This window comes from Rheinheimera faecalis (assembly GCF_021290965.1).
GTDB classification, from domain to species: domain Bacteria; phylum Pseudomonadota; class Gammaproteobacteria; order Enterobacterales; family Alteromonadaceae; genus Pararheinheimera; species Pararheinheimera faecalis.
The window spans coordinates 551,845-571,010 of the sequence record NZ_JAJOYT010000002.1 but is presented as its reverse complement, the minus strand read 5'-3'; the positions used below and the strand labels follow the sequence as shown (position 1 = coordinate 571,010).

The window sequence follows — 19,166 nt, the reverse complement described above, 5'->3', positions numbered from 1 at the left end:
ACTTAACACTCAATTCCATCTAACCAGTCCGTTAATAATTCCATACTGCGATAGGCCGTCATATCCACATGCAAAGGCGTAATAGAGGCATAACCCTGAGCTATAGCATAAAAGTCTGTGCCTGGGCCTGCATCAAGCTCTGGCCCTAAAGAGCCGTACCAATAGATGGGTCTACCCCATGGATCAGTTGAGCTTTGCATAGTTTCCGCTTTGTGGCGACGCCCTAAACGGGTCACCTGAATGCCTCGCAACTGCTCTAATGGCACTGCAGGCACATTGATATTTAAAATTTGATCCGCAGGCAGAGGATGGGACTGTAGTTTTTTAATCACCTGCACTGTGACATAAGCAGCAGTGGCAAAATGCTGCTCATCCCGTCCCGCTAAAGACACAGCAATAGCTGGTAAACCTAAATGGCGGCCTTCAGTAGCTGCTGCCACAGTGCCTGAATACAGCACGTCGTCACCTAAATTAGCGCCGTGGTTTATGCCAGCCACCACCAGATCGGGGGTTTGTGATAACAACTGACTAATAGCTAAATGCACACAGTCAGTTGGTGTGCCATTGACTGCAATAAAACCATTGTCCAGTTGCTGGGTGCGTAAAGGATTCAGCAAGGTCAGGGAGTTACTGGCACCGCTGCAATTGCGATCCGGCCCTACAGTCGTTACTTCTGCAATTTCAGATAAGGCCTGCTGTAGCACCTGTATGCCTTTGGCGTAAACGCCATCGTCGTTACTTAATAAAATCCGCATGTATCACCCCGCCGTCGCCAAAAAACACTTAATCCAAAGTGGCGTAATTACGTTGTACATCCTGATAATTCACCAGCTCCCGCAATACGGAAGTTGCAAAACAACCTGAATATAATTTAAAGCTTATTTGTACATTCTGGCCTTGCACTTCGGCCTTTAATTCTGTCGGTAAAACCCGGATAGACCTGCGTTCAGCCCTGACGTTGAGCTCTGCCAGTTTGTCGGCCCAATGCTGCCAATTTTGCAGACTTTGTTGCTCAAAAGCCAGCGCGTCCGCCGTGATTAACGGCTCACCTAAACCCGGTAAACCAGCAGTAGGATGAATGTCAGCTTCCAGCAAGCGTTGCCGTAAAGTATCATCGACCTGTGGCACTTTAAAAATGGAGCCTGAACCATCCAGTTGCACCACTTCACCAGTCAATAATTGGTTAAAGGTACCAGCTTTTACCCGCGCATCGACCTGTAAGTTAAACAAAAAAGAACGGCTGGCCGATAAAGCTAAACCCCGTATTTTCCGATCTTCAATACCACCACCAGAAAACAACTGCTCAGCTAAAGCTAAATTACCGCCCTGAATACCAAAACGTTGTTCACCGTAATAATTCGGCACGCCTTTTTTCACTAACTCTAACCGTGTTAACAGCGCAGGAATATCACTGACATCCCGTAACGTCAGAGTAAATTCGTTGTATTTTATCGAGCCTAACTTTAACCTACGCTGATGACGGATACTGTCGAGAACTTTAACACCCTCAATGTTCCATTCTTGCCAGTTTAGTTGTTGCTTGATAGGTACAGGCACACAAAACCACTGACGGGTTACAGCGTGTCGGTCTTTTAAACCCGCATAACTGACCTGACGGGCTTTACAACCAACCAATTCAGCCAACAGCTTGGCGACATACTGAGTATTCTGACCAATTTTTTCCACCAGCAACAACATATGCTCGCCTGCGCCGGTTGGAGTAAAACTCAACTCTTCGTGCACAATAAAATCATCGGGTTGCACACGCAATAAAGCTGTAATTTCAGGCTGACCGTACAAATAACTTAGCTTTGGCAGCTCCACTTTTTTTTGCATCAGGACTTCACCAACAGCACTACAGCTTCGACGGCAATGCCTTCTTTACGCCCGACAAAGCCAAGTTTCTCTGTTGTCGTCGCTTTCACATTCACCTGTGATAAACCACAAACCAGATCTTCAGCAATACAAGCGCGCATCGCATCAACATGAGGGGCCATTTTTGGTGCCTGCGCCATAATAGTCACGTCCAGATTGCCAACCTCGTAACCTAAAGCTTTGACGTCAGCAAAAACTTTACGCAATAAAATACGGCTGTCTATGCCTTTAAAGGCTGCGTCTGTGTCCGGGAAATGATGGCCTATATCACCTAATGCCATAGCACCTAACAAAGCGTCTGATACAGCATGCAACACCACATCACCATCTGAATGCGCCAGCAAACCTTGCTGATAAGGGATTTTCACGCCACCTAAAGTAATAGGGCCTTCGCCACCAAAAGCGTGTACGTCAAAACCATGGCCAATACGAAACGGCATCATACAGAATGCTCCAGATAAAAAGCGGCCAAAGCTAAATCTTCAGCCTGAGTAATTTTGATATTGTCGGCATGACCTTGCACCAAAAGTACAGGCAGTCCTGCCCACTCCATAGCGCTGGCTTCATCTGTAATGGCCACACCCTGGGCTAAAGCCTGTTGCAGTGCATCTCTGAGCAAAGCGGTAGGAAACAATTGCGGCGTATAAGCATGCCATAAACCTGCTCTATCAACAGTATGACCAACAGTGTGCTCTACAGTGTCAGAACAACGTTTCATGGTATCCCGCACAGGCGTGGCTAAAATGCCACCTTGATTGGATTCGATGCAGCTATCAATTAAAAGTTCGATATCACTAACCCGCACTACAGGGCGAGCTGCGTCATGCACCAGTACCCAAGGATAGGTTTTGGCATCAATTTGAACTAAAGAATTCAGTACTGAGTTAGCACGTTCAGCACCACCATCCAGTCGTTGAATGTGCGGGTCAGTCGCCAGAGGCAATGTGGGAAAATACGGATCGTCCGGGCTTAACGCCAGATAAAACTGCTGTAAAGCAGGAACTTGTTTTAAGCGATGCAGAGTTTGCTCCAGCACAGTCACACCACAAAGTTGCAGGTACTGTTTGGGCTTATCCGCCTTCATTCGTTTGCCAACACCAGCGGCCGGGATCACAGTCGCAATAGCAGGAATAGCGGTCATTTTTTATCCAGCGGGGTAATAATCCGGAAAAATACTTCGTCTTGTCTAATCAAACCCAGTTCGTTCCGGGCACGCTCTTCAATCGCATCCAAACCTATTTGCAGGTCGGTGACGTCAGCTTTGAGTAATTTATTACGCTTAGCCAGTACTTCATTTTGTTGTTCCATCTTGGCGAGTTCAGTTTTATGCGCCCAATACTCCATCACGCTGTGTTGGCCAAGCCACAAGCGGTGTTGAAGAGCTGCAAGCAGCGTGAGTAGCAATAAAACCAGCAGGCGCATATAGAACCAAAAAATAAAGAGATGAAAGTATTATGAAGCTTATCGGCCGGACTGGAAAGCCCTAATAAGACCGAAAATAAAGGCTTGCTGCACAAAAATGCCACTTAAGGCTGAAAAGGCTTAGCAAAGTTCTGCCAATTTAGCCGGCTTGCCAGCAATAATTCTCTTAAACTCAAGACTCGTGGGGTTTTGCGTTCGCCGTTGAGCCACTGATGACCACAACAAGCAGCCGTCATTAAGCTTTTTGTCGGCTTAAGCAGGAATTTATCACTGTTTTCGTCGGTAAGAGGGGTGCCATTAAAACTAAACCAGCCATGTTCGTTGCAGTGTAACCTTTGCCCAATGAGATCAATTTCATCCACTGAATCCAGCCAGATGCTTTCGAGCGACTGCTGGTTCTGATAGACCGGGACTATCAGGGCCAATTTACTGTGTTTCAGATAAAACTGCTCAATTTGCTCTATGCCCTGCTCTTTGGCCGGACACTGCGGGCTCTGACGCCCCATCCAACTGGCATTTTGACTATCGATTTCAAGCGGAGATTTATGCGACAAGATACTGCTGGCAGCGCGGCGGATATAAAAAGGTAAACTGGCTAAACGTTTTTGCAGACTGGCTAAAAATTCGGGCGGCATTTTGGCATAACGCATCAACTCCCGTTCATACAAAGCATTACAAAGCTCTGTATAGGTCAGGTCCTGCGCCGGGCCATGCCACAGCTGATGTTGATCGGCTGAATGTTTTTTCATCCGTTGATGGTAATCAAGGGAGCAAAACCAATCAAGGGGTCAGAGTAACAGACCCCTTGATTAGTTTATCTGGCCTGGCTTACGCCTGGCCTTTAATTTCTACACGGCCACGGTACGGGGCCTTAGCACCTAATTCCTGCTCAATACGCAGTAACTGGTTGTACTTAGACACGCGGTCTGAACGGCATAAAGAACCTGTTTTGATTTGACCAGCAGCTGTACCTACAGCTAAGTCAGCAATAAAGGAATCTTCAGTTTCGCCTGAACGGTGTGAAATAACTGCAGTGAAACCCGCATCTTTCGCCATTTTAATAGCGGCTAAAGTTTCAGTTAAGCTACCGATTTGGTTAAATTTGATCAGGATAGAGTTACCAATGCCCTGCTCAATACCACGGGTCAGAATCTTGGTGTTGGTGACGAATAAATCGTCGCCCACCAGCTGGATTTTATCGCCCATTTTATTGGTCATGTCTTTCCAGCCATCCCAATCCGACTCGTCTAAACCATCTTCAATGGAAATGATAGGGAAACGGGTCGCTAAACCAGCCAGGAAGTCGTTGAATTCATACGAAGTGAATTCTTTGCCTTCGCCAGACAGCTTGTACTTACCATCGACATAAAACTCAGATGCAGCGCAGTCTAAGGCTAAAGTGATGTCTTTGTTCAACTCATAACCGGCAGAAGCCACAGCTTTAGAAATCACAGTTAAAGCTTCTTCGTTTGATTTCAGATCCGGAGCAAAACCACCTTCATCACCTACAGCTGTATTTAAGCCCTGACTGTGCAGTTCTTTTTTCAGTTGATGGAAAATTTCAGCGCCCATACGCAGAGCTTCAGCGAAAGTTTTAGCGCCAACAGGCTGCACCATAAACTCCTGAATATCGACGTTGTTATCCGCATGCTCACCACCGTTGATGATATTCATCATAGGTACTGGCATGGAATACACACCTGGTGTGCCGTTTAAGTCGGCAATGTGCTGATACAGTGGGATTTTTTTGTCAGCAGCAGCTGCGCGGGCTACAGCTAAAGACACAGCCAGAATAGCATTAGCGCCTAATTTAGATTTAGACTCAGTGCCGTCCAGATCGATCATGATCTGGTCCACTTCAGCTTGCTTATAAGCACTTTTGCCCAGTAAAGCTGCTTTGATTGGGCCATCGATATTGGCCACTGCAGTACGTACGCCTTTACCTAAGTAACGGCTTTTGTCGCCGTCGCGCAGTTCTAAAGCTTCACGGGTACCAGTAGAAGCACCAGATGGCGCACAGCCACGACCCATAGCACCACTGGCCAGGAAAACGTCGGCTTCTACTGTTGGGTTACCGCGTGAATCCATGATCTCGCGGGCAATGATATTGACGATCTCAGACATGTAAATCCCCTTCTATTTGTCGCATAAAAAAGCCGGACTAATAGCCCGGCTGCAACTGGTTAAACGAGTTGCTGTTTCTGATATTTATAAGCGGCGGCCACGAAGCCCTGGAATAACGGATGTCCGTCACGTGGTGTTGAGTTAAATTCCGGATGGAACTGACCCGCCACAAACCATGGGTGTGTAGGTATTTCAATCATTTCAACCAACTGGTTGTCCGCCGACAAACCAGAGATCTTTAAGCCAGCCTCTTCGAGCTGAGCAACATAGTTGTTGTTCACTTCGTATCTGTGACGATGACGTTCGCTGACGATGTCGCTGCCATAGATCTCGCGGGCCTTAGTATTGGCTTTGAGGTTACAGTTTTGGCTGCCCAAACGCATAGTGCCGCCCATATCAGACCTGTCGGTCCGCTGTTCAACATTACCATCAGAGTCCAGCCATTCTGTGATGAGACCCACCACAGGGTAAGGCGTGTTCTTATTAAATTCTGTAGAGTGTGCGTCTTTCATGCCAGCTACATGACGGGCATATTCAATCAGCGCTACTTGCATACCTAAACAAATGCCGAGGTAAGGCACTTTGTTTTCACGGGCATAACGGGCGGCCATAATTTTGCCTTCTACACCACGCTCACCAAAGCCACCAGGCACCAGAATCGCATCCACGGTAGAGAGAATATCTGTGCCTTTGCTTTCGACGTCTTGCGAGTCGATGTATTTGATATGCACAGTTAAACGGTTTTTTAAACCTGCATGGTTTAAGGCTTCGTTCACTGACTTATAAGCATCTGGCAGTTCAACATACTTGCCGACCATACCTACGGTGATTTCACCTGTAGGGTTGGACTCCTGATACAACACCTGTTCCCATTCGGTCAGGTCTGCTTCAGGGCAAGTAATATGGAAACGACGCACAACTAAATCATCCAGACCCTGTGACTTTAACAGTGCAGGAATTTGGTAAATGCTGGACACGTCTTTTAACGAAATAACAGCACGTTCTTCCACGTTGGTGAACAGGGCAATCTTAGCGCGCTCATTCGATGGAATAGCACGGTCAGAACGGCAGACCAGAATATCCGGCTGAATACCAATAGAACGCAGCTCTTTGACAGAATGCTGAGTAGGTTTGGTTTTGATTTCACCGGCAGTACCCAGGTATGGCACTAAAGTCAGGTGCATAAACATGGCGCGTTCGCGGCCAATTTCCGTACCTAACTGACGAATAGCTTCTAAGAATGGCAGGGATTCTATATCACCTACAGTGCCACCAATTTCAACTATGGCAATGTCATAACCTTCTGCACCAGCAATCACACGGCTTTTGATTTCGTTGGTGATATGAGGGATCACCTGAATAGTGGCACCTAAATAATCACCACGGCGCTCACGACGTAATACGTCTGAGTATATACGGCCTTGAGTGAAGTTATTACGTTTGGTCATTTTGGTGCGGATAAACCGCTCATAGTGACCTAAATCGAGGTCGGTTTCTGCGCCGTCTTCTGTGACGTACACTTCACCGTGCTGAATTGGGCTCATGGTGCCCGGATCCAGGTTGATGTACGGATCCAGTTTAAGGATGGTCACTTTCAGGCCACGGGCTTCTAAAATAGCCGCTAAAGATGCAGCAGCAATGCCTTTACCTAAGGATGAGACAACCCCACCCGTCACGAAGATGTATCTTGTAGTCATGAGACCCCTGAGACGCCATTGGCAATAAAGAATTTACGAACTTAGGACGGGGGGAAATTATAACAAAGGGCGGCTTGCCGCTCAATCAAAAGGCAGGATAAAAAAATAATAAATCAGCAAGCCCCTGTCAAAGGCGCCGATTTTGGCTTAAAACGGTAAAACAAAGGCAGCTGATGCTGCCTTTGTAGGGGTCGTGTTATGAGCCATGTTTATCTGTATGGCGCATATGCGGGAACAGAATGACGTCACGGATGCTTGGCGCGTCGGCCAGTAACATCACCAGACGGTCGATACCAATACCCTGACCTGCTGTTGGGGGTAAACCATGTTCCAAAGCAGTGACGAAATCTTCGTCGTAGTACATGGCTTCATCATCACCGGCTTCTTTTTGCGCAACCTGTTCACGGAAACGTTCAGCCTGATCTTCAGCGTCATTTAATTCGCTGAAACCATTGCCTAATTCACGACCACCGATAAAGAATTCAAAACGGTCTGTGATTTCCGGATTGTGATCATTACGACGGGCCAGCGGAGAAATCTCTGCCGGGTATTCAGTGATAAAAGTCGGTTGTTGCAGCTTGGTTTCGACCAGCTCATCAAAGACTTCCATCAGAATACGGCCATGACCATAGTTGGCTTTGACTTCAATGCCTAATGACTTGGCAAGTTCAGCTACTGCTTCACGCGTCGTTAACTGCTCGATTTTCACTTCAGGGTTGTAGTGCAGAATAGATTCAGTCACTGACATACGGGCAAAAGGTTTACCGAAGTCAAACAGGTTACCCTGATAAGGCACTTCAGTAGTACCCAGCACAGACTGCGCCAGACCACGGAATAACTCTTCAGTGATATCCATTAAATCGTTGTAATCGGCATAAGCCCAGTAGAACTCCAGCATAGTGAATTCCGGGTTATGACGGGTTGAAACGCCTTCGTTACGGAAGTTACGGTTCAGCTCAAATACCTTTTCAAAACCACCGACCACTAAACGCTTTAAATACAGCTCTGGTGCAATACGCAGGAACATTTGCATATCCAGCGCGTTGTGGTGCGTCTCGAACGGACGGGCCGAAGCACCACCTGGAATACTTTGCAGCATTGGGGTTTCTACTTCTAAAAAGCCTTTGCTGTTAAAAAACTGACGGATATAAGCCACAGTTTTTGAACGTATTAAAAAGGTTTTGCGTGACTGATCGTTCACAATCAAATCTAAATAACGCTGACGGTAACAAGCTTCCTGATCGGTTAAACCATGGAATTTGTCCGGCAATGGACGCAGCGCTTTGGTCAGTAAACGGATTTCGTCTAACCATACGGTCAGCTCACCGGTCTGAGTTTTAAACAACACGCCGCTACCACCGACTATGTCACCTAAATCCCACTTCTTGAAGCCTTCGTTGTAGACATTTTCTGCCAGACTGTCGCGTGCTACATACAACTGCAGCTTGCCGCCGACGTCCTGAATAGTAGTAAAGCTGGCTTTACCCATAATACGACGCAGCATCATACGACCTGCCACAGTGACACGGATTTTTTTCTCTTCCAGCTCTTCTTTACTCAGATGCTCGTACTGGGCATGGATCTGATCCGAAGTCGCATCACGGCGAAAATCATTTGGAAATGGGTTACCCAGTTCACGTAAGCCGGCCAGCTTATGTTTACGCTCAGCAATCAGTTTATTAACGTCTTGATGTTCTTCAATAGGTGTGTTTTGTTCAGACATAGTAAGTTCCTGATATTAAGCGTTCATACCCTTCTTACTTGAAGCTGCAGCTTTGTTGACCGCGTTCGCTCGCCCAATCGCATAGACAACTATGCTCAAGGGCCTCGTTCACTTGTCGTCGCGCTGCAACTCCAATTACTTTGGGTAAACCTGTGTTTTTACAAACCGGCTTTTAAGCTGGCTTCAATAAATTTGTCGAGATCGCCGTCCAATACCGCCTGGGTATTGCGGGTTTCCACGCCTGTGCGTAAGTCTTTAATACGCGAGTCATCCAGCACGTAAGAGCGGATTTGACTGCCCCAGCCGATATCCGACTTGGTGTCTTCCAGTGCTTGTTTTTCAGCGTTTTGCTTTTGCAGTTCAAACTCATACAACTTGGCGCGTAATTGCTTATAAGCGTTATCGCGGTTTTTATGCTGCGATCTGTCGTTCTGACACTGCACCACAATATTGGTTGGTAAGTGAGTAATACGGACCGCAGAGTCAGTTCTGTTAACGTGCTGACCACCGGCGCCTGAAGCACGGTAGGTATCAATACGTAAGTCGGCCGGATTGATTTCGATTTCAATATCGTCATCAACTTCTGGCGACACAAAAACGGACGCAAAAGACGTATGGCGGCGGTTGCCTGAGTCAAACGGGCTTTTACGCACTAAACGGTGTACACCGGTTTCAGTCCGTAACCAGCCATAGGCATATTCGCCGGTAAATTTGATAGTACAACCTTTGATACCGGCCACATCACCATCTGTCACTTCGTATAACTCAGGTTTAAAGCCTTTAGCTTCGCCCCAACGCAGATACATCCGCATTAAAATGCTGGCCCAGTCCTGAGCTTCAGTACCACCAGAACCAGATTGAATATCCAGATAACAATCGCTTGGATCGCTTTTACCAGAGAACATACGACGGAACTCCAGCTTAGCCAGCTGTAATTCTAAATCGGCCAGTTCAGTCTGAGCTTCGATAAAAGTATCTTCATCTTCAGCTTCAACCGCCAATTCCACTAAGCCAGCCACGTCTTCCAGACCTTGATCCAGCTTGTCGATGGTGCCAACAATCTGTTCCAGCGCTGAGCGTTCTTTGCCTAATGCCTGTGCATTTTCGGGGTTGTTCCAGACTGCAGAATCTTCCAGCTCACGGCTGACTTCTTCTAGCTTTTCTTTTTTGGCGTCGTAGTCAAAGATACCCCCGAAGCACGTTAGTGCGTTCAGTCAGATCTTTAATGGCGTTGTATACCGGATTTACTTCAAACATGATTTAAGGCGCTTAGGAAAAAATTGGTGGCGATTGTAGCAATTTTTCTACAGACATGCAGCCACCCCGACGATTTTCTGTCGAGGATTCTGCAGGGGTCTTTAAATAAACGCCCTGCAAAAACTGCTTTTCAGGGAACTAGCCGATTTTTTCAATCAACCGGACAATTAACTGCACGGACTGTTGGTCGCGGTAGTCGTTGATATCGAGCTGATAAGCCACGCGGATTTTTTTGACGTTGGCATCAGGCCAGGCTTTGTTGTCGGCGTTAAACCAGATGGCATCCACTAAGCTGCAATCACTGGATTCCAGCATCAGTTTCAGGTGCTTATCCGCCAGCAGACGTTGTTGGCGGATCACAAACTCCCCTTCAAACACAGGCTCAGGAAAAGCTTGTCCCCAGGGGCCAGCTTGTTGTAGCAGCCTGGCAAAAGGTACAGACAAACAATCACTGCTCAAATCACCGTCTGTATAAAGCACAGCAGTCAAAAGCTCAGGTGTCAGATACTTTTTGGCGACGAAATTCAGCGCCAGTTTAAAGGTCTCAAAACGCTCTTCGGCAATAGTTAAACCTGCCGCCATCGCATGGCCACCAAACTTTTTAATCAGGCCTGGGTATTGAGTAGAGACTTCATCTAATAAATCGCGGATATGTAAGCCTGGAATAGAACGGGCAGAACCTTTCAGCTCGCCTTCGTCACCTTGAGCGAACACCAGCACAGGTCTGTGGTATTGCTCTTTAATACGGCCAGCCAAAATCCCTATTACGCCCTGATGCCAGTCACTTTGGTACAAACACAAAGCGTCCGGCAGCTCTTCAGCAGCGAAAGACAACCGCTGCAGATAAGCCTGAGCTTCCTGCTGCATGCCCTGCTCTATTTCACGGCGCTCAACGTTTAAACTATCAAGTTCTGCAGCGTACATACGGGCGCGGGGTAAATCAGGCGCTAATAAACAGCTGATACCAAGACCCATATCATCTAAACGCCCGGCCGCATTTAAGCGTGGTGCTAAAGCAAAACCAAAATCCTGAGCGGTCAGCTTTTCTGCTTTACGATTGGCGATATCAATAAGGGCCTGAATGCCAGGCCGGGCTTTGCCACTGCGAATACGTTGCAGGCCCTGATGCACCAGAATACGGTTATTGGTATCCAGTGGCACTACGTCAGCTACTGTGCCTAAAGCGACCAGATCCAACAGATCCGCCAAATTAGGTTCAGGCTGAGTTTCAGTAAAATACCCTTGAGTACGAAGTTCAGCACGCAGCGCCAGTAACAGATAAAAGGCGACACCTACACCAGCCAGTTGTTTACTGGGGAAATCACAACCCGGCTGGTTTGGATTGACAATAGCATCAGCGTCCGGCAGCTCGTTGCCCGGTAAATGGTGGTCTGTGACCAGCACTTTGACGCCCATTTTTTTCGCCAGCGCTATACCATCGATAGCGGAAATACCATTGTCGACTGTGACTATCAGCTGAGCGCCCTGGGCCACGGCAATTTCTGCCATTTCTACAGACAAGCCATAACCGTATTCAAAACGGTTGGGCACCAGATACTCCACATGCTTAAAACCCAGGCTTTTTAAGCCGGTCAGTAAAGTGGCAGTGCTGGTAGCACCATCTGCATCAAAGTCGCCGACTATCACAATATGCTGTTGCTGCTGTAACGCATCAATCAACAAAGCGACGGCAGGAGCAATACCTTTGAGCAAAGTAAAAGGCAGCAGCTGAGCAGCACCCCGTGCCAGTTGTAGCGAACTTTCAATACCGCGGCTGGCATAAATACGCTGGATCACCGGATGGTACTGCGCCAATTCAGAGGAAATCGCCGGCACAGGCCGGCGTTGTAATTCTTTAGTAGTACTCAAACTGAAACCTGCTTATGGCGCATTTTGACTCAGGGCGGCCACTAAAGCTGCTGCGGGTTGATAACCAGGAATTAAACGACCATCAGGTAAAATAAGAGCTGGAGTGCCATTGATACCAAAACTCTGACCCAACTCGTATTGCTGAGCCACTTTGTTTTGGCAGCTGGCTTGTTTTACAGCTTTGCCATTTTTAGCATCAGTCAGTGCCTGTTTGGCATCTTTGGCACACCAAATCGACTGTAATTCGTCATAAGTTGCTGACTGAACACCACCTCGAGGGAAAGCGAGGTAACGCACTGTAATACCAGCCTTGTTCAGATCCGCCATTTCGTTATGTAACTTACGGCAATAGCCACAACTGGTGTCAGTAAATACATGGATCACATATTTTTCGTCAGCGGCTTTAAACTCAATCACTGAGTCATCAAATTCCTTTACACCCGCTTTGCGGATATCTTTCAGAATGTCTTCATTCACCAGTTTTTTGTTTTTTAAATCGTAAATATTGCCTTCAAACAAATACTGTTTGTTGTCCGAGATAAAAAATAAACCTTTGTCGGTTTGCACTTGTAACATGCCTGGCACAGCAGAATCTGCCACTGCTTTTACATTTAAACCAATTTCTGAAAAGGCTTGGTTCACTTCAGGTAACACAGCCTGAGCTGATAATCCGGTACTTAAAAATGATGCCATAACGGCGAGGTAGCTAAACTTCTTCATCTCTGTATCCTGCACCCAAGGTTAGCCCCTGGGATGATGTTGTTGATGTAAACTTTGCAGACGCGCTTGCGCCACATGAGTGTAAATTTGGGTAGTCGATAAATCGCTGTGACCCAATAACAGCTGCACGACCCGTAAATCTGCACCATGATTTAATAAATGCGTGGCAAAAGCATGTCGTACCGTATGCGGAGACAATTCTGCACTAATGCCTGCCACTTTGGCATAAAACTTAATCCGGTGCCAGAAAGTTTGTCGGGTCATTTGTTGGCCTCTGTTGCTTGGAAATACCACATCACTTTGGCCGTCGAGCAACAATCCGCGGCCCTGACGCAGGTAATTATCCAGCCACTCCACCGCAGTTTCGCCCAAAGGCACCAGCCGTTCTTTTTTGCCTTTGCCAGTCACCCGCACTAAACCCTGACGTAAATTAATTTGCTGCAAGGTTAAACCGACCAGCTCCGATACCCTAAGACCGGCAGCATAGAGAATTTCTAACATCACTTTGTCGCGAAACTGAATTAAATCGCTGACATCAGGGGCTGACAACAATAAATCCACATCCTGCTCGGACAAGGTTTTAGGCAAAGAGCGGCCAATTTTTGGATTAAATACGTCGGATAAAGGGTTTTCACTGATTTGTTTGGTTTTGTGCAGATGACGGTAAAAGCGCCGTAAGCTGCTTAAAGCTCTGGAGGTGCTGCGTGGGCTAAAACCTTGATCCACTCTGTGAGCCAAATAACTGTTCAGCAGCATTTGATCCACAGCCTTCAGTTGTTGGCCTTGCTGCTGCAAAAACAACGCAAATTTACTCAGATCTGTGCCATAAGCGCTTAAGGTATGTTCACTGACGCCTTTGTCCAGCCACAGTTGATCTAAAAAAGCTTTAATCAGTTGCTGTTCTGAGAGGGTCACTACTGCTGCCACAAGCTGCTCCCGGGTTAATTTGTTTTGTCTGACTTTGTTGGTTCAAACGCTTCTGCTACACTGCCGGCCACACAAAATGCTGAGTCATATCAGATGAAAATTGGTCTTTTTTACGGCTCCACCACCTGCTACACCGAAATAGTGGCAGAAAAAATTCAGGTACTTTTAAGTGCTGACCCAAGTTTGCCGGACGGCAGCAGTGTAACACTTCATAATCTTAAAGATCAGCCTCTGACGTTGATGACGGACTACGATTTGCTTATTTTGGGCATTTCAACCTGGGATTTTGGTGAGCTGCAGGAAGATTGGGAAGCACACTGGGACGACATTAAAGACGTCGATTTAAACGGTAAAATTGTCGCGATTTATGGCATGGGTGATCAGTTAGGTTACGCCGAGTGGTTTCAGGATGCAGTGGGTATGCTGCATCAGGCCATAGCACCACAAGACTGTGTCCGCATTGGTTTCTGGCCCACTGCAGGTTATGACTTTATCGCCTCCAAAGCAGTTACAGAAGATCCTGAGTGGTTTTATGGTTTAGCTTTGGACGAAGAAAATCAGTATGACCAGACAGATGAACGTTTAAATCTGTGGCTGACTCAACTCATGAATGAGCTGATAGCCCTTTAAAATCAAACTAAAAGCGGCCGGCCATCACGTTATGATAAAGCGGAGTTTTTTGTACTTCCAGATGCGCCTGCTGCAGCTTCCTGACCAGTTCAGGATCTGTTGTTTTGCTGGCTGCCAGATAAGTTTTCTGTTCCAGCTGAGGTATAGCCAACACAAAACGGGTTATACCTTCAGGTTGCGACAACTGTTTTTCCATTAAAGCCAATGCCGCTTCATCATCCACCACGTAATCCACTTTGCCTTTAATCAGCAGACGCCAGGACTCCAGAATATCGGCAGAGAGCTGTAATTCTTTGCCTATCTTCAGACCCTGTTGCTGCAGATACAACGTAGAAAAATCACCTCGTTGCACCGCAATGACAGCAGAACCTAAATCTTTGATATGGTTTGGACTGAGATCTGCGCGCTCCGTCAATCGCACTAAACCTAACCTGTAATTTGCTACAGGCCCAATCCAGTGAAATTCATTTTCCCGCTCCGGTGTTCTGGCTATATTGTAAATCAGTACATTAGGTACTGAAGTAGCAATGTAATAGGAGCGAGCCCAGGGATAGACTTCAATAGGGCTATCAAGCCCGGCCTGTTTGAGTGTTGCTATAACAATCTGAGTACTGACGCCATCTACTTTGCCATCTTTGATCGTTTGGTGAGGCGGTGATAATTCAGTCACCACTCTTAAAGCAGATTGTGCAGAGACAAAAACCGATATAAACAATGTCGTCAAAACTACACAAAGTCGAAAAGCAAAATACATAAGGGGGTCAGCTCACTGCTTAGATTAGCGCTCTCTTCTTTCAATTTAGCTTACTCTTCCGCTCTGCGCCTGACAACGCCTGAAAGCTCTTAGGTTTTAGTTCAAAAAGTACACTTCAAGTCCCTCTATTGGAAATATTTGTAGTCTTTGCCTACACTGCTGACTCCAAATCAGATACATCTTTTCTCTTTATATCTAATCTACACAAGGACTTGACCATGTCACTACAACACTCTGAACTGACAGAACTTGATTATGACCAGCGTTTAAAGCAGATCTGGCGCTACAGCCAGCGAGGCCTGGTTTATCCGGCACCTGAAGCCATTTTCAGCACCTTCTGGTTATCAGCCCCTGTCAGTCGCAATAAGTTAAAAGAATTGATGGCGGAACTTCGCACGCAAATCCATCAGCATGCAGAGCTGAAAGATGCCAATACCAGCGCTATTCTTGGGGTATCGTCAGCGCAGTGGCGTCGTATCTGTGCAGAAGAAGGCTTAAGTCTGCCCAAAGGCTTAGTATTCAACTTTCCAAAGCAAGACAATCCGGCTCATAGCGCTTTGTTTGACGGCTCAACCGGTGCTTTTCAGGATTCAGAAGGTGACTTGTGGTTTCATATTAAAAGTGACAAAGCCAAAGCGTGCGAATTGGTACTGGACTTCATCAGCGAAAGCTTAGCGTCGGTCACAAAGTTTCAAATTTCTCAAAACGCAGCGTCTAAATCTGAACGACAAGATGGCCTGAAAGGCAAAGTGTTGGGCTGCCGTTTTTCAGAAAATCTGAATAACCCGGCCGATCCTGTCTCTATCTCTAAACATTGTATTACAGGCTTCGATGATATAGACCATCTGGGGTCTTCGTATGTGTTGGCCCAACGTTTTATCATTAACTGGGATCAAATCAACACTATGTCTGAAGATCAGATTGAAGATCTGATTGGCCGAAAAACCAATGACACTATTATCCCGGATAGAGACACCCGCTCTCATATTAAATCGGCCCGGATGCAGGATAGCCAGGGCAATACCACGCCAGTGCTGCGTTTGGGTTTACCTTTTGGCAAAGCCAGTTTGGTCGGTCAAAGCAGCCGCAGCCCTAAAGGAGCGACTGTGGCTGATGAGCAAGGCATCTATTTTGCGGGTTTCACCAAATCTTTTGCCATTCTGGAAAACATTATGCAAAACCAGATAGGCGCTGTGGCTGGTTTTATGAACGACCGGCTGTTTAACCATGTGAAATCTGATCTGGGAGGTTTCTTTTATATCCCAAGCCTGGCCGATTTAGATTTACTGAATGAACCCCGTTATCACAGTGATTTCAGCGCGCTGCTGCAAAACGATTGGAGCCGTTTTCCTGGGGTAGACTGGTCCAGACTGGATCGGCATTTTGAAGAAGCCTCTCCTAATGGTTTGATGTATTACAACCATAAAAACTATCTGTACAAGATGGCAACTATGCCGGATCAGGAAAGGCTGAAATACAACCCACCGTCAGCCAGAGTGCTGAGTTTGCTGGAAAACATTTTTTCACTGTGGCAAGACAACTGGTACATCAACAGAAAACAACAGGAAATAGCTCACAACATTGGTTATTACCTGCAGCAGTATCAGGGCGACGATAAACCCGCTGATATCTGGCAGGAATCTGTGATGGTACGTAAAGGCTGGGCTATCCGGTTAACTCTGCATCTATTGGCTAGTCCTGACTATGGCTTCAGAGGCCGCAGAGTACGTTTGCCCGACGGCAGTCTGGCGCCTTTTTGTGGTCATGCGGATCAACGCGGTGATGTGGTGTATGGCTCTGATACTTATCGGATTTCAGCCGAAGAAATCATAGTCGGCGCTATGCCGAACCTGTCATTGGGTGAAGGTCGTTATGTGATGAAATACCTGACCGATCAAGAGCGGCAGGACGGCTTTCTGGCCAATTTAAGTGAAGCCTCTGGCGTGGGTCATGTGATCCCGGATTACGAGCAGGCTTTGCTGTTAGGCATAGACGGCATGCTGCAGCAAATCAGGCACTATCAGCAAAGCGCAACCAGTGCCGCACAACGCGAATTGTACCAATCCAGCCTGTTAGCATTGCAGGGCGTCAGTGAATACTGCCTGCGTTACGCTGCTTTAGCTGACCAGATGGCGGCACAAATGAACGCGGGCCAACAACTGGAAAAACATAATCTGCAGCAAATAGCCAAGCGGATGCAGAAATTATCCAAAGCCAAACCCGATACTTTTGTTGAAGCTGTGCAGTTTATTTTCACCCTGCATACCTGTTTGCATTTAAACGGTGAACCCACAGCTTTAGGTCGTCTGGATCAATTACTGCAGCCGTTTTTCGACAAAGACAGCATCAGTCTGCAGCAGGCTCAGGAAGTAATAGATGCGTTTTATATTAAGCTGGATGAAAAAGTGCAGCAAAACCGGATCTTTATGGAAGACCATCAACCCTTTGGTAATCTGGCAATGGGCGGCAGCTCAGGGCCTTATCCTCAGGGGGCTTCGTTAGGGCAATGGATACAGCAACTCACAGTAGGTGGCACAGTCGCGGACGGTTCAGCACCTTTTAGCGCAACCAAAGCGGCCTACAACGACATGACCAGGCTTTTTATCCGCGCTTCGCGTCGTTTGCCGTTAAACGCCCCTTGCCTGTCGCTGCGCACCCGCAAAGATATACCACAGGATTTACTGGAAGAAGCCGCTATGGCGATATTATCAGGCGGTGCCCATCCGATTCTGCTGAACGATGAAAAAATTATTGAGGGGCTGTATCAGAGCGGCGATCAGGTGGGCGGCGATTTGGATTCAGAGCCAAGCGGCCTATGGCGTTCAAAAGTCAGCCTGCAATCGGCGCAAAACTATGCCTGTGATGGCTGTTACGAACCGCAGTTCCCGGGGGAGAACTGGTTTTCATTAGGCGGTTTTTCTACCTTACAACCGCTGGAATGCGCCATCAATCAGGGCCGGACTTACTCCTCAGCAGGCCAGAGTTATTTATATGGCCAGATGATTTCGATGACCACCAAAGCACCTGAGCTCATTCAGTCTTTTGACGAGCTGTTGGATTTGTATTTCCAGCATTTTGAGCTGCTCAACCGCAAAGCGATAAATGGGCAATTGATGGGGTACGGCGCCAACACTGCTTTTTGTCCTTCCCCTTTGCTTAATGTGCTGATGAAAGACTGCCTTGCCAAAGGTCAGGACTTTTACAGTGGCGGCACCAGATACAATGTGTATGGTCCTTGTTATATAGCTTTGGGTTCGACCATTAACTCTTTGTATGCGATTAAAAAAATGGTGTTTGACGAGAAAGAGGCTGTCACTACTTTGTCTGAACTGCTGGAATGTCTGTGCTGCGACTGGGGTTACAAAATGACGGAACCTTTTATCAGCCAACTCTCTGGTGAAGGCCGAATTGCAGCCCGTTCAGACCGCTTTAAACGCTTACGTCAAACCGCTTTAGCTCTGCCCAAATATGGCCGTGGCAACCCTGATGTGGATGAGCTGGGCAATTTTGTCATCAGTCGTATTGCAGATATAGCGGTAGAAACCTTTACCCAGCCGTTAGCCCAAACCAAAGCCACAATGAAGAGGTTGGCTCAACAATTTGGCAGCAAAGACTTTCCTTTTGGCCTGCAAATTCAGCCTGGTGTTGGCACTTTTGAAAACCATGTTGAAATGGGAGCCTGGAATGGAGCCAGCGCAGATGGCCGTCGTGTTGGCACTACAGTAGCCTCAGACATGAGTGCGACTCCCAGTCCAGCCGATTTAGCTATAGACCATCAATGGGCTGGCTTTGGTGAGGCTCTGGCTGGTTTTGCTGGTTTGGGTGCAGAGAAGATGAGTGATGGCGCGCCGACAGACTTTAATATCAAAGAAGATTTCCCGTTGGAGGCTTTAACTGCGGTACTGCGGCAATTTGCCGATGGCCAGTCGTCTAATATCCTGACGGTCACAGTGGCTAATCCCGATACCTTCAGTGCAGCTGTGACTCAACCGGAAAAATATGACTTGCTGCGGGTTCGCACCGGTGGCTGGACTAACTTCTTTACCTCTGTCTTTCCTGTGATCCAGCAACAGCATCAAAGACGGCCACTATCTTCACCTGATGCCAAATGCCCTTTTCATAAAAGCTAACGCATACATCTGCTAAAAATAATAAGGGCGACTGATGT

Annotated in this window: 16 protein-coding genes; 2 read left to right on the top strand and 14 right to left on the bottom strand. The window is 47.2% G+C overall.

Annotated elements, in window-relative coordinates; translation table 11 throughout:
* Nucleotides 1-2: 2 nt before the first annotated feature.
* The 13 genes from surE to xerD form a co-directional block, all read right to left on the bottom strand.
* Nucleotides 3-755: a 5'/3'-nucleotidase SurE gene (surE, locus tag LSG34_RS06140; protein WP_233007945.1), complete on the bottom strand. Its 753-nt coding sequence runs from the start codon at nt 753-755 to the stop codon at nt 3-5.
* A 28-nt stretch (nt 756-783) separates the two neighbouring features.
* Nucleotides 784-1,836: a tRNA pseudouridine(13) synthase TruD gene (gene truD, locus LSG34_RS06135; protein ID WP_233007944.1), complete on the bottom strand. Its 1,053-nt coding sequence runs from the start codon at nt 1,834-1,836 to the stop codon at nt 784-786.
* Nucleotides 1,836-2,315, bottom strand: a complete 480-nt coding sequence (gene ispF, locus LSG34_RS06130) for a 2-C-methyl-D-erythritol 2,4-cyclodiphosphate synthase (RefSeq protein ID WP_040554637.1) — start codon at nt 2,313-2,315, stop codon at nt 1,836-1,838. The genes truD and ispF overlap by 1 nt, the downstream gene beginning before the upstream one ends.
* Nucleotides 2,315-3,016: a 2-C-methyl-D-erythritol 4-phosphate cytidylyltransferase gene (ispD, locus tag LSG34_RS06125; RefSeq protein WP_233007943.1), complete on the bottom strand. Its 702-nt coding sequence runs from the start codon at nt 3,014-3,016 to the stop codon at nt 2,315-2,317. The genes ispF and ispD overlap by 1 nt, the downstream gene beginning before the upstream one ends.
* Nucleotides 3,013-3,297, bottom strand: coding sequence for a cell division protein FtsB (gene ftsB, locus LSG34_RS06120; protein WP_233007942.1), 285 nt, complete (start codon nt 3,295-3,297; stop codon nt 3,013-3,015). Before ftsB ends, ispD begins: the two co-directional genes overlap by 4 nt.
* Before the next feature lie 104 nt (nt 3,298-3,401).
* Complete coding sequence (locus tag LSG34_RS06115) at nt 3,402-4,046, bottom strand: hypothetical protein (protein ID WP_233007941.1); 645 nt, start codon at nt 4,044-4,046, stop codon at nt 3,402-3,404.
* 79 nt (nt 4,047-4,125) lie between these two features.
* On the bottom strand, nt 4,126-5,421 hold the full coding sequence (gene eno / locus LSG34_RS06110) for a phosphopyruvate hydratase (RefSeq protein ID WP_233007940.1): 1,296 nt from the start codon (nt 5,419-5,421) through the stop codon (nt 4,126-4,128).
* Between the two features lie 59 nt (nt 5,422-5,480).
* The gene (locus LSG34_RS06105) at nt 5,481-7,118 is read right to left on the bottom strand and encodes a CTP synthase (protein WP_233007939.1); all 1,638 of its coding nucleotides are present in this window, start codon (nt 7,116-7,118) and stop codon (nt 5,481-5,483) included.
* Nucleotides 7,119-7,314: 196 nt separating this feature from the next.
* Nucleotides 7,315-8,841 (bottom strand): lysine--tRNA ligase, encoded by a 1,527-nt coding sequence (gene lysS / locus LSG34_RS06100; RefSeq protein WP_233007938.1) that lies wholly within the window; start codon nt 8,839-8,841, stop codon nt 7,315-7,317.
* Between the two features lie 158 nt (nt 8,842-8,999).
* Nucleotides 9,000-10,098, bottom strand: a protein-coding gene (gene prfB / locus LSG34_RS06095; protein WP_233007937.1) for a peptide chain release factor 2 whose coding sequence is annotated in 2 segments (ribosomal slippage) — nt 9,000-10,022 and nt 10,024-10,098 — 1,098 coding nt in all. Because the reading frame shifts where the segments join, the coding sequence is not laid out codon by codon here.
* Nucleotides 10,099-10,236: 138 nt separating this feature from the next.
* Nucleotides 10,237-11,967 (bottom strand): single-stranded-DNA-specific exonuclease RecJ, encoded by a 1,731-nt coding sequence (gene recJ / locus LSG34_RS06090; protein WP_233007936.1) that lies wholly within the window; start codon nt 11,965-11,967, stop codon nt 10,237-10,239.
* 12 nt (nt 11,968-11,979) lie between these two features.
* Nucleotides 11,980-12,687 (bottom strand): bifunctional protein-disulfide isomerase/oxidoreductase DsbC, encoded by a 708-nt coding sequence (gene dsbC / locus LSG34_RS06085; protein ID WP_233007935.1) that lies wholly within the window; start codon nt 12,685-12,687, stop codon nt 11,980-11,982.
* A 21-nt stretch (nt 12,688-12,708) separates the two neighbouring features.
* Entirely contained in the window at nt 12,709-13,614 is a 906-nt protein-coding gene (xerD, locus tag LSG34_RS06080; RefSeq protein WP_233007934.1) for a site-specific tyrosine recombinase XerD, read from the bottom strand.
* A gap of 93 nt (nt 13,615-13,707) precedes the next feature.
* On the opposite strand from xerD, the gene fldB reads away from it, so the two are divergent.
* Complete coding sequence (gene fldB / locus LSG34_RS06075; protein WP_233007933.1) at nt 13,708-14,244, top strand: flavodoxin FldB; 537 nt, start codon at nt 13,708-13,710, stop codon at nt 14,242-14,244.
* 7 nt (nt 14,245-14,251) lie between these two features.
* Here fldB and LSG34_RS06070 read toward each other — a convergent pair whose 3' ends face one another.
* Nucleotides 14,252-14,998, bottom strand: coding sequence for a substrate-binding periplasmic protein (locus LSG34_RS06070; RefSeq protein ID WP_233007932.1), 747 nt, complete (start codon nt 14,996-14,998; stop codon nt 14,252-14,254).
* A 218-nt stretch (nt 14,999-15,216) separates the two neighbouring features.
* On the opposite strand from LSG34_RS06070, the gene LSG34_RS06065 reads away from it, so the two are divergent.
* Nucleotides 15,217-19,128: a Dyp-type peroxidase gene (locus tag LSG34_RS06065; protein WP_233007931.1), complete on the top strand. Its 3,912-nt coding sequence runs from the start codon at nt 15,217-15,219 to the stop codon at nt 19,126-19,128.
* Nucleotides 19,129-19,166 lie beyond the last annotated feature (38 nt).

Bases quoted from the DNA above. Each gene is read 5' to 3' on its own strand.
- surE (WP_233007945.1), bottom strand. From the start codon at position 755: ATGCGGATTTTATTAAGTAACGACGATGGCGTTTACGCCAAAGGCATA.
- truD (WP_233007944.1), bottom strand. From the start codon at position 1,836: ATGCAAAAAAAAGTGGAGCTGCCAAAGCTAAGTTATTTGTACGGTCAG.
- ispF (WP_040554637.1), bottom strand. From the start codon at position 2,315: ATGCCGTTTCGTATTGGCCATGGTTTTGACGTACACGCTTTTGGTGGC.
- ispD (WP_233007943.1), bottom strand. From the start codon at position 3,016: ATGACCGCTATTCCTGCTATTGCGACTGTGATCCCGGCCGCTGGTGTT.
- ftsB (WP_233007942.1), bottom strand. From the start codon at position 3,297: ATGCGCCTGCTGGTTTTATTGCTACTCACGCTGCTTGCAGCTCTTCAA.
- LSG34_RS06115 (WP_233007941.1), bottom strand. From the start codon at position 4,046: ATGAAAAAACATTCAGCCGATCAACATCAGCTGTGGCATGGCCCGGCG.
- eno (WP_233007940.1), bottom strand. From the start codon at position 5,421: ATGTCTGAGATCGTCAATATCATTGCCCGCGAGATCATGGATTCACGC.
- LSG34_RS06105 (WP_233007939.1), bottom strand. From the start codon at position 7,118: ATGACTACAAGATACATCTTCGTGACGGGTGGGGTTGTCTCATCCTTA.
- lysS (WP_233007938.1), bottom strand. From the start codon at position 8,841: ATGTCTGAACAAAACACACCTATTGAAGAACATCAAGACGTTAATAAA.
- dsbC (WP_233007935.1), bottom strand. From the start codon at position 12,687: ATGAAGAAGTTTAGCTACCTCGCCGTTATGGCATCATTTTTAAGTACC.
- fldB (WP_233007933.1), top strand. From the start codon at position 13,708: ATGAAAATTGGTCTTTTTTACGGCTCCACCACCTGCTACACCGAAATA.
- LSG34_RS06070 (WP_233007932.1), bottom strand. From the start codon at position 14,998: ATGTATTTTGCTTTTCGACTTTGTGTAGTTTTGACGACATTGTTTATA.
- LSG34_RS06065 (WP_233007931.1), top strand. From the start codon at position 15,217: ATGTCACTACAACACTCTGAACTGACAGAACTTGATTATGACCAGCGT.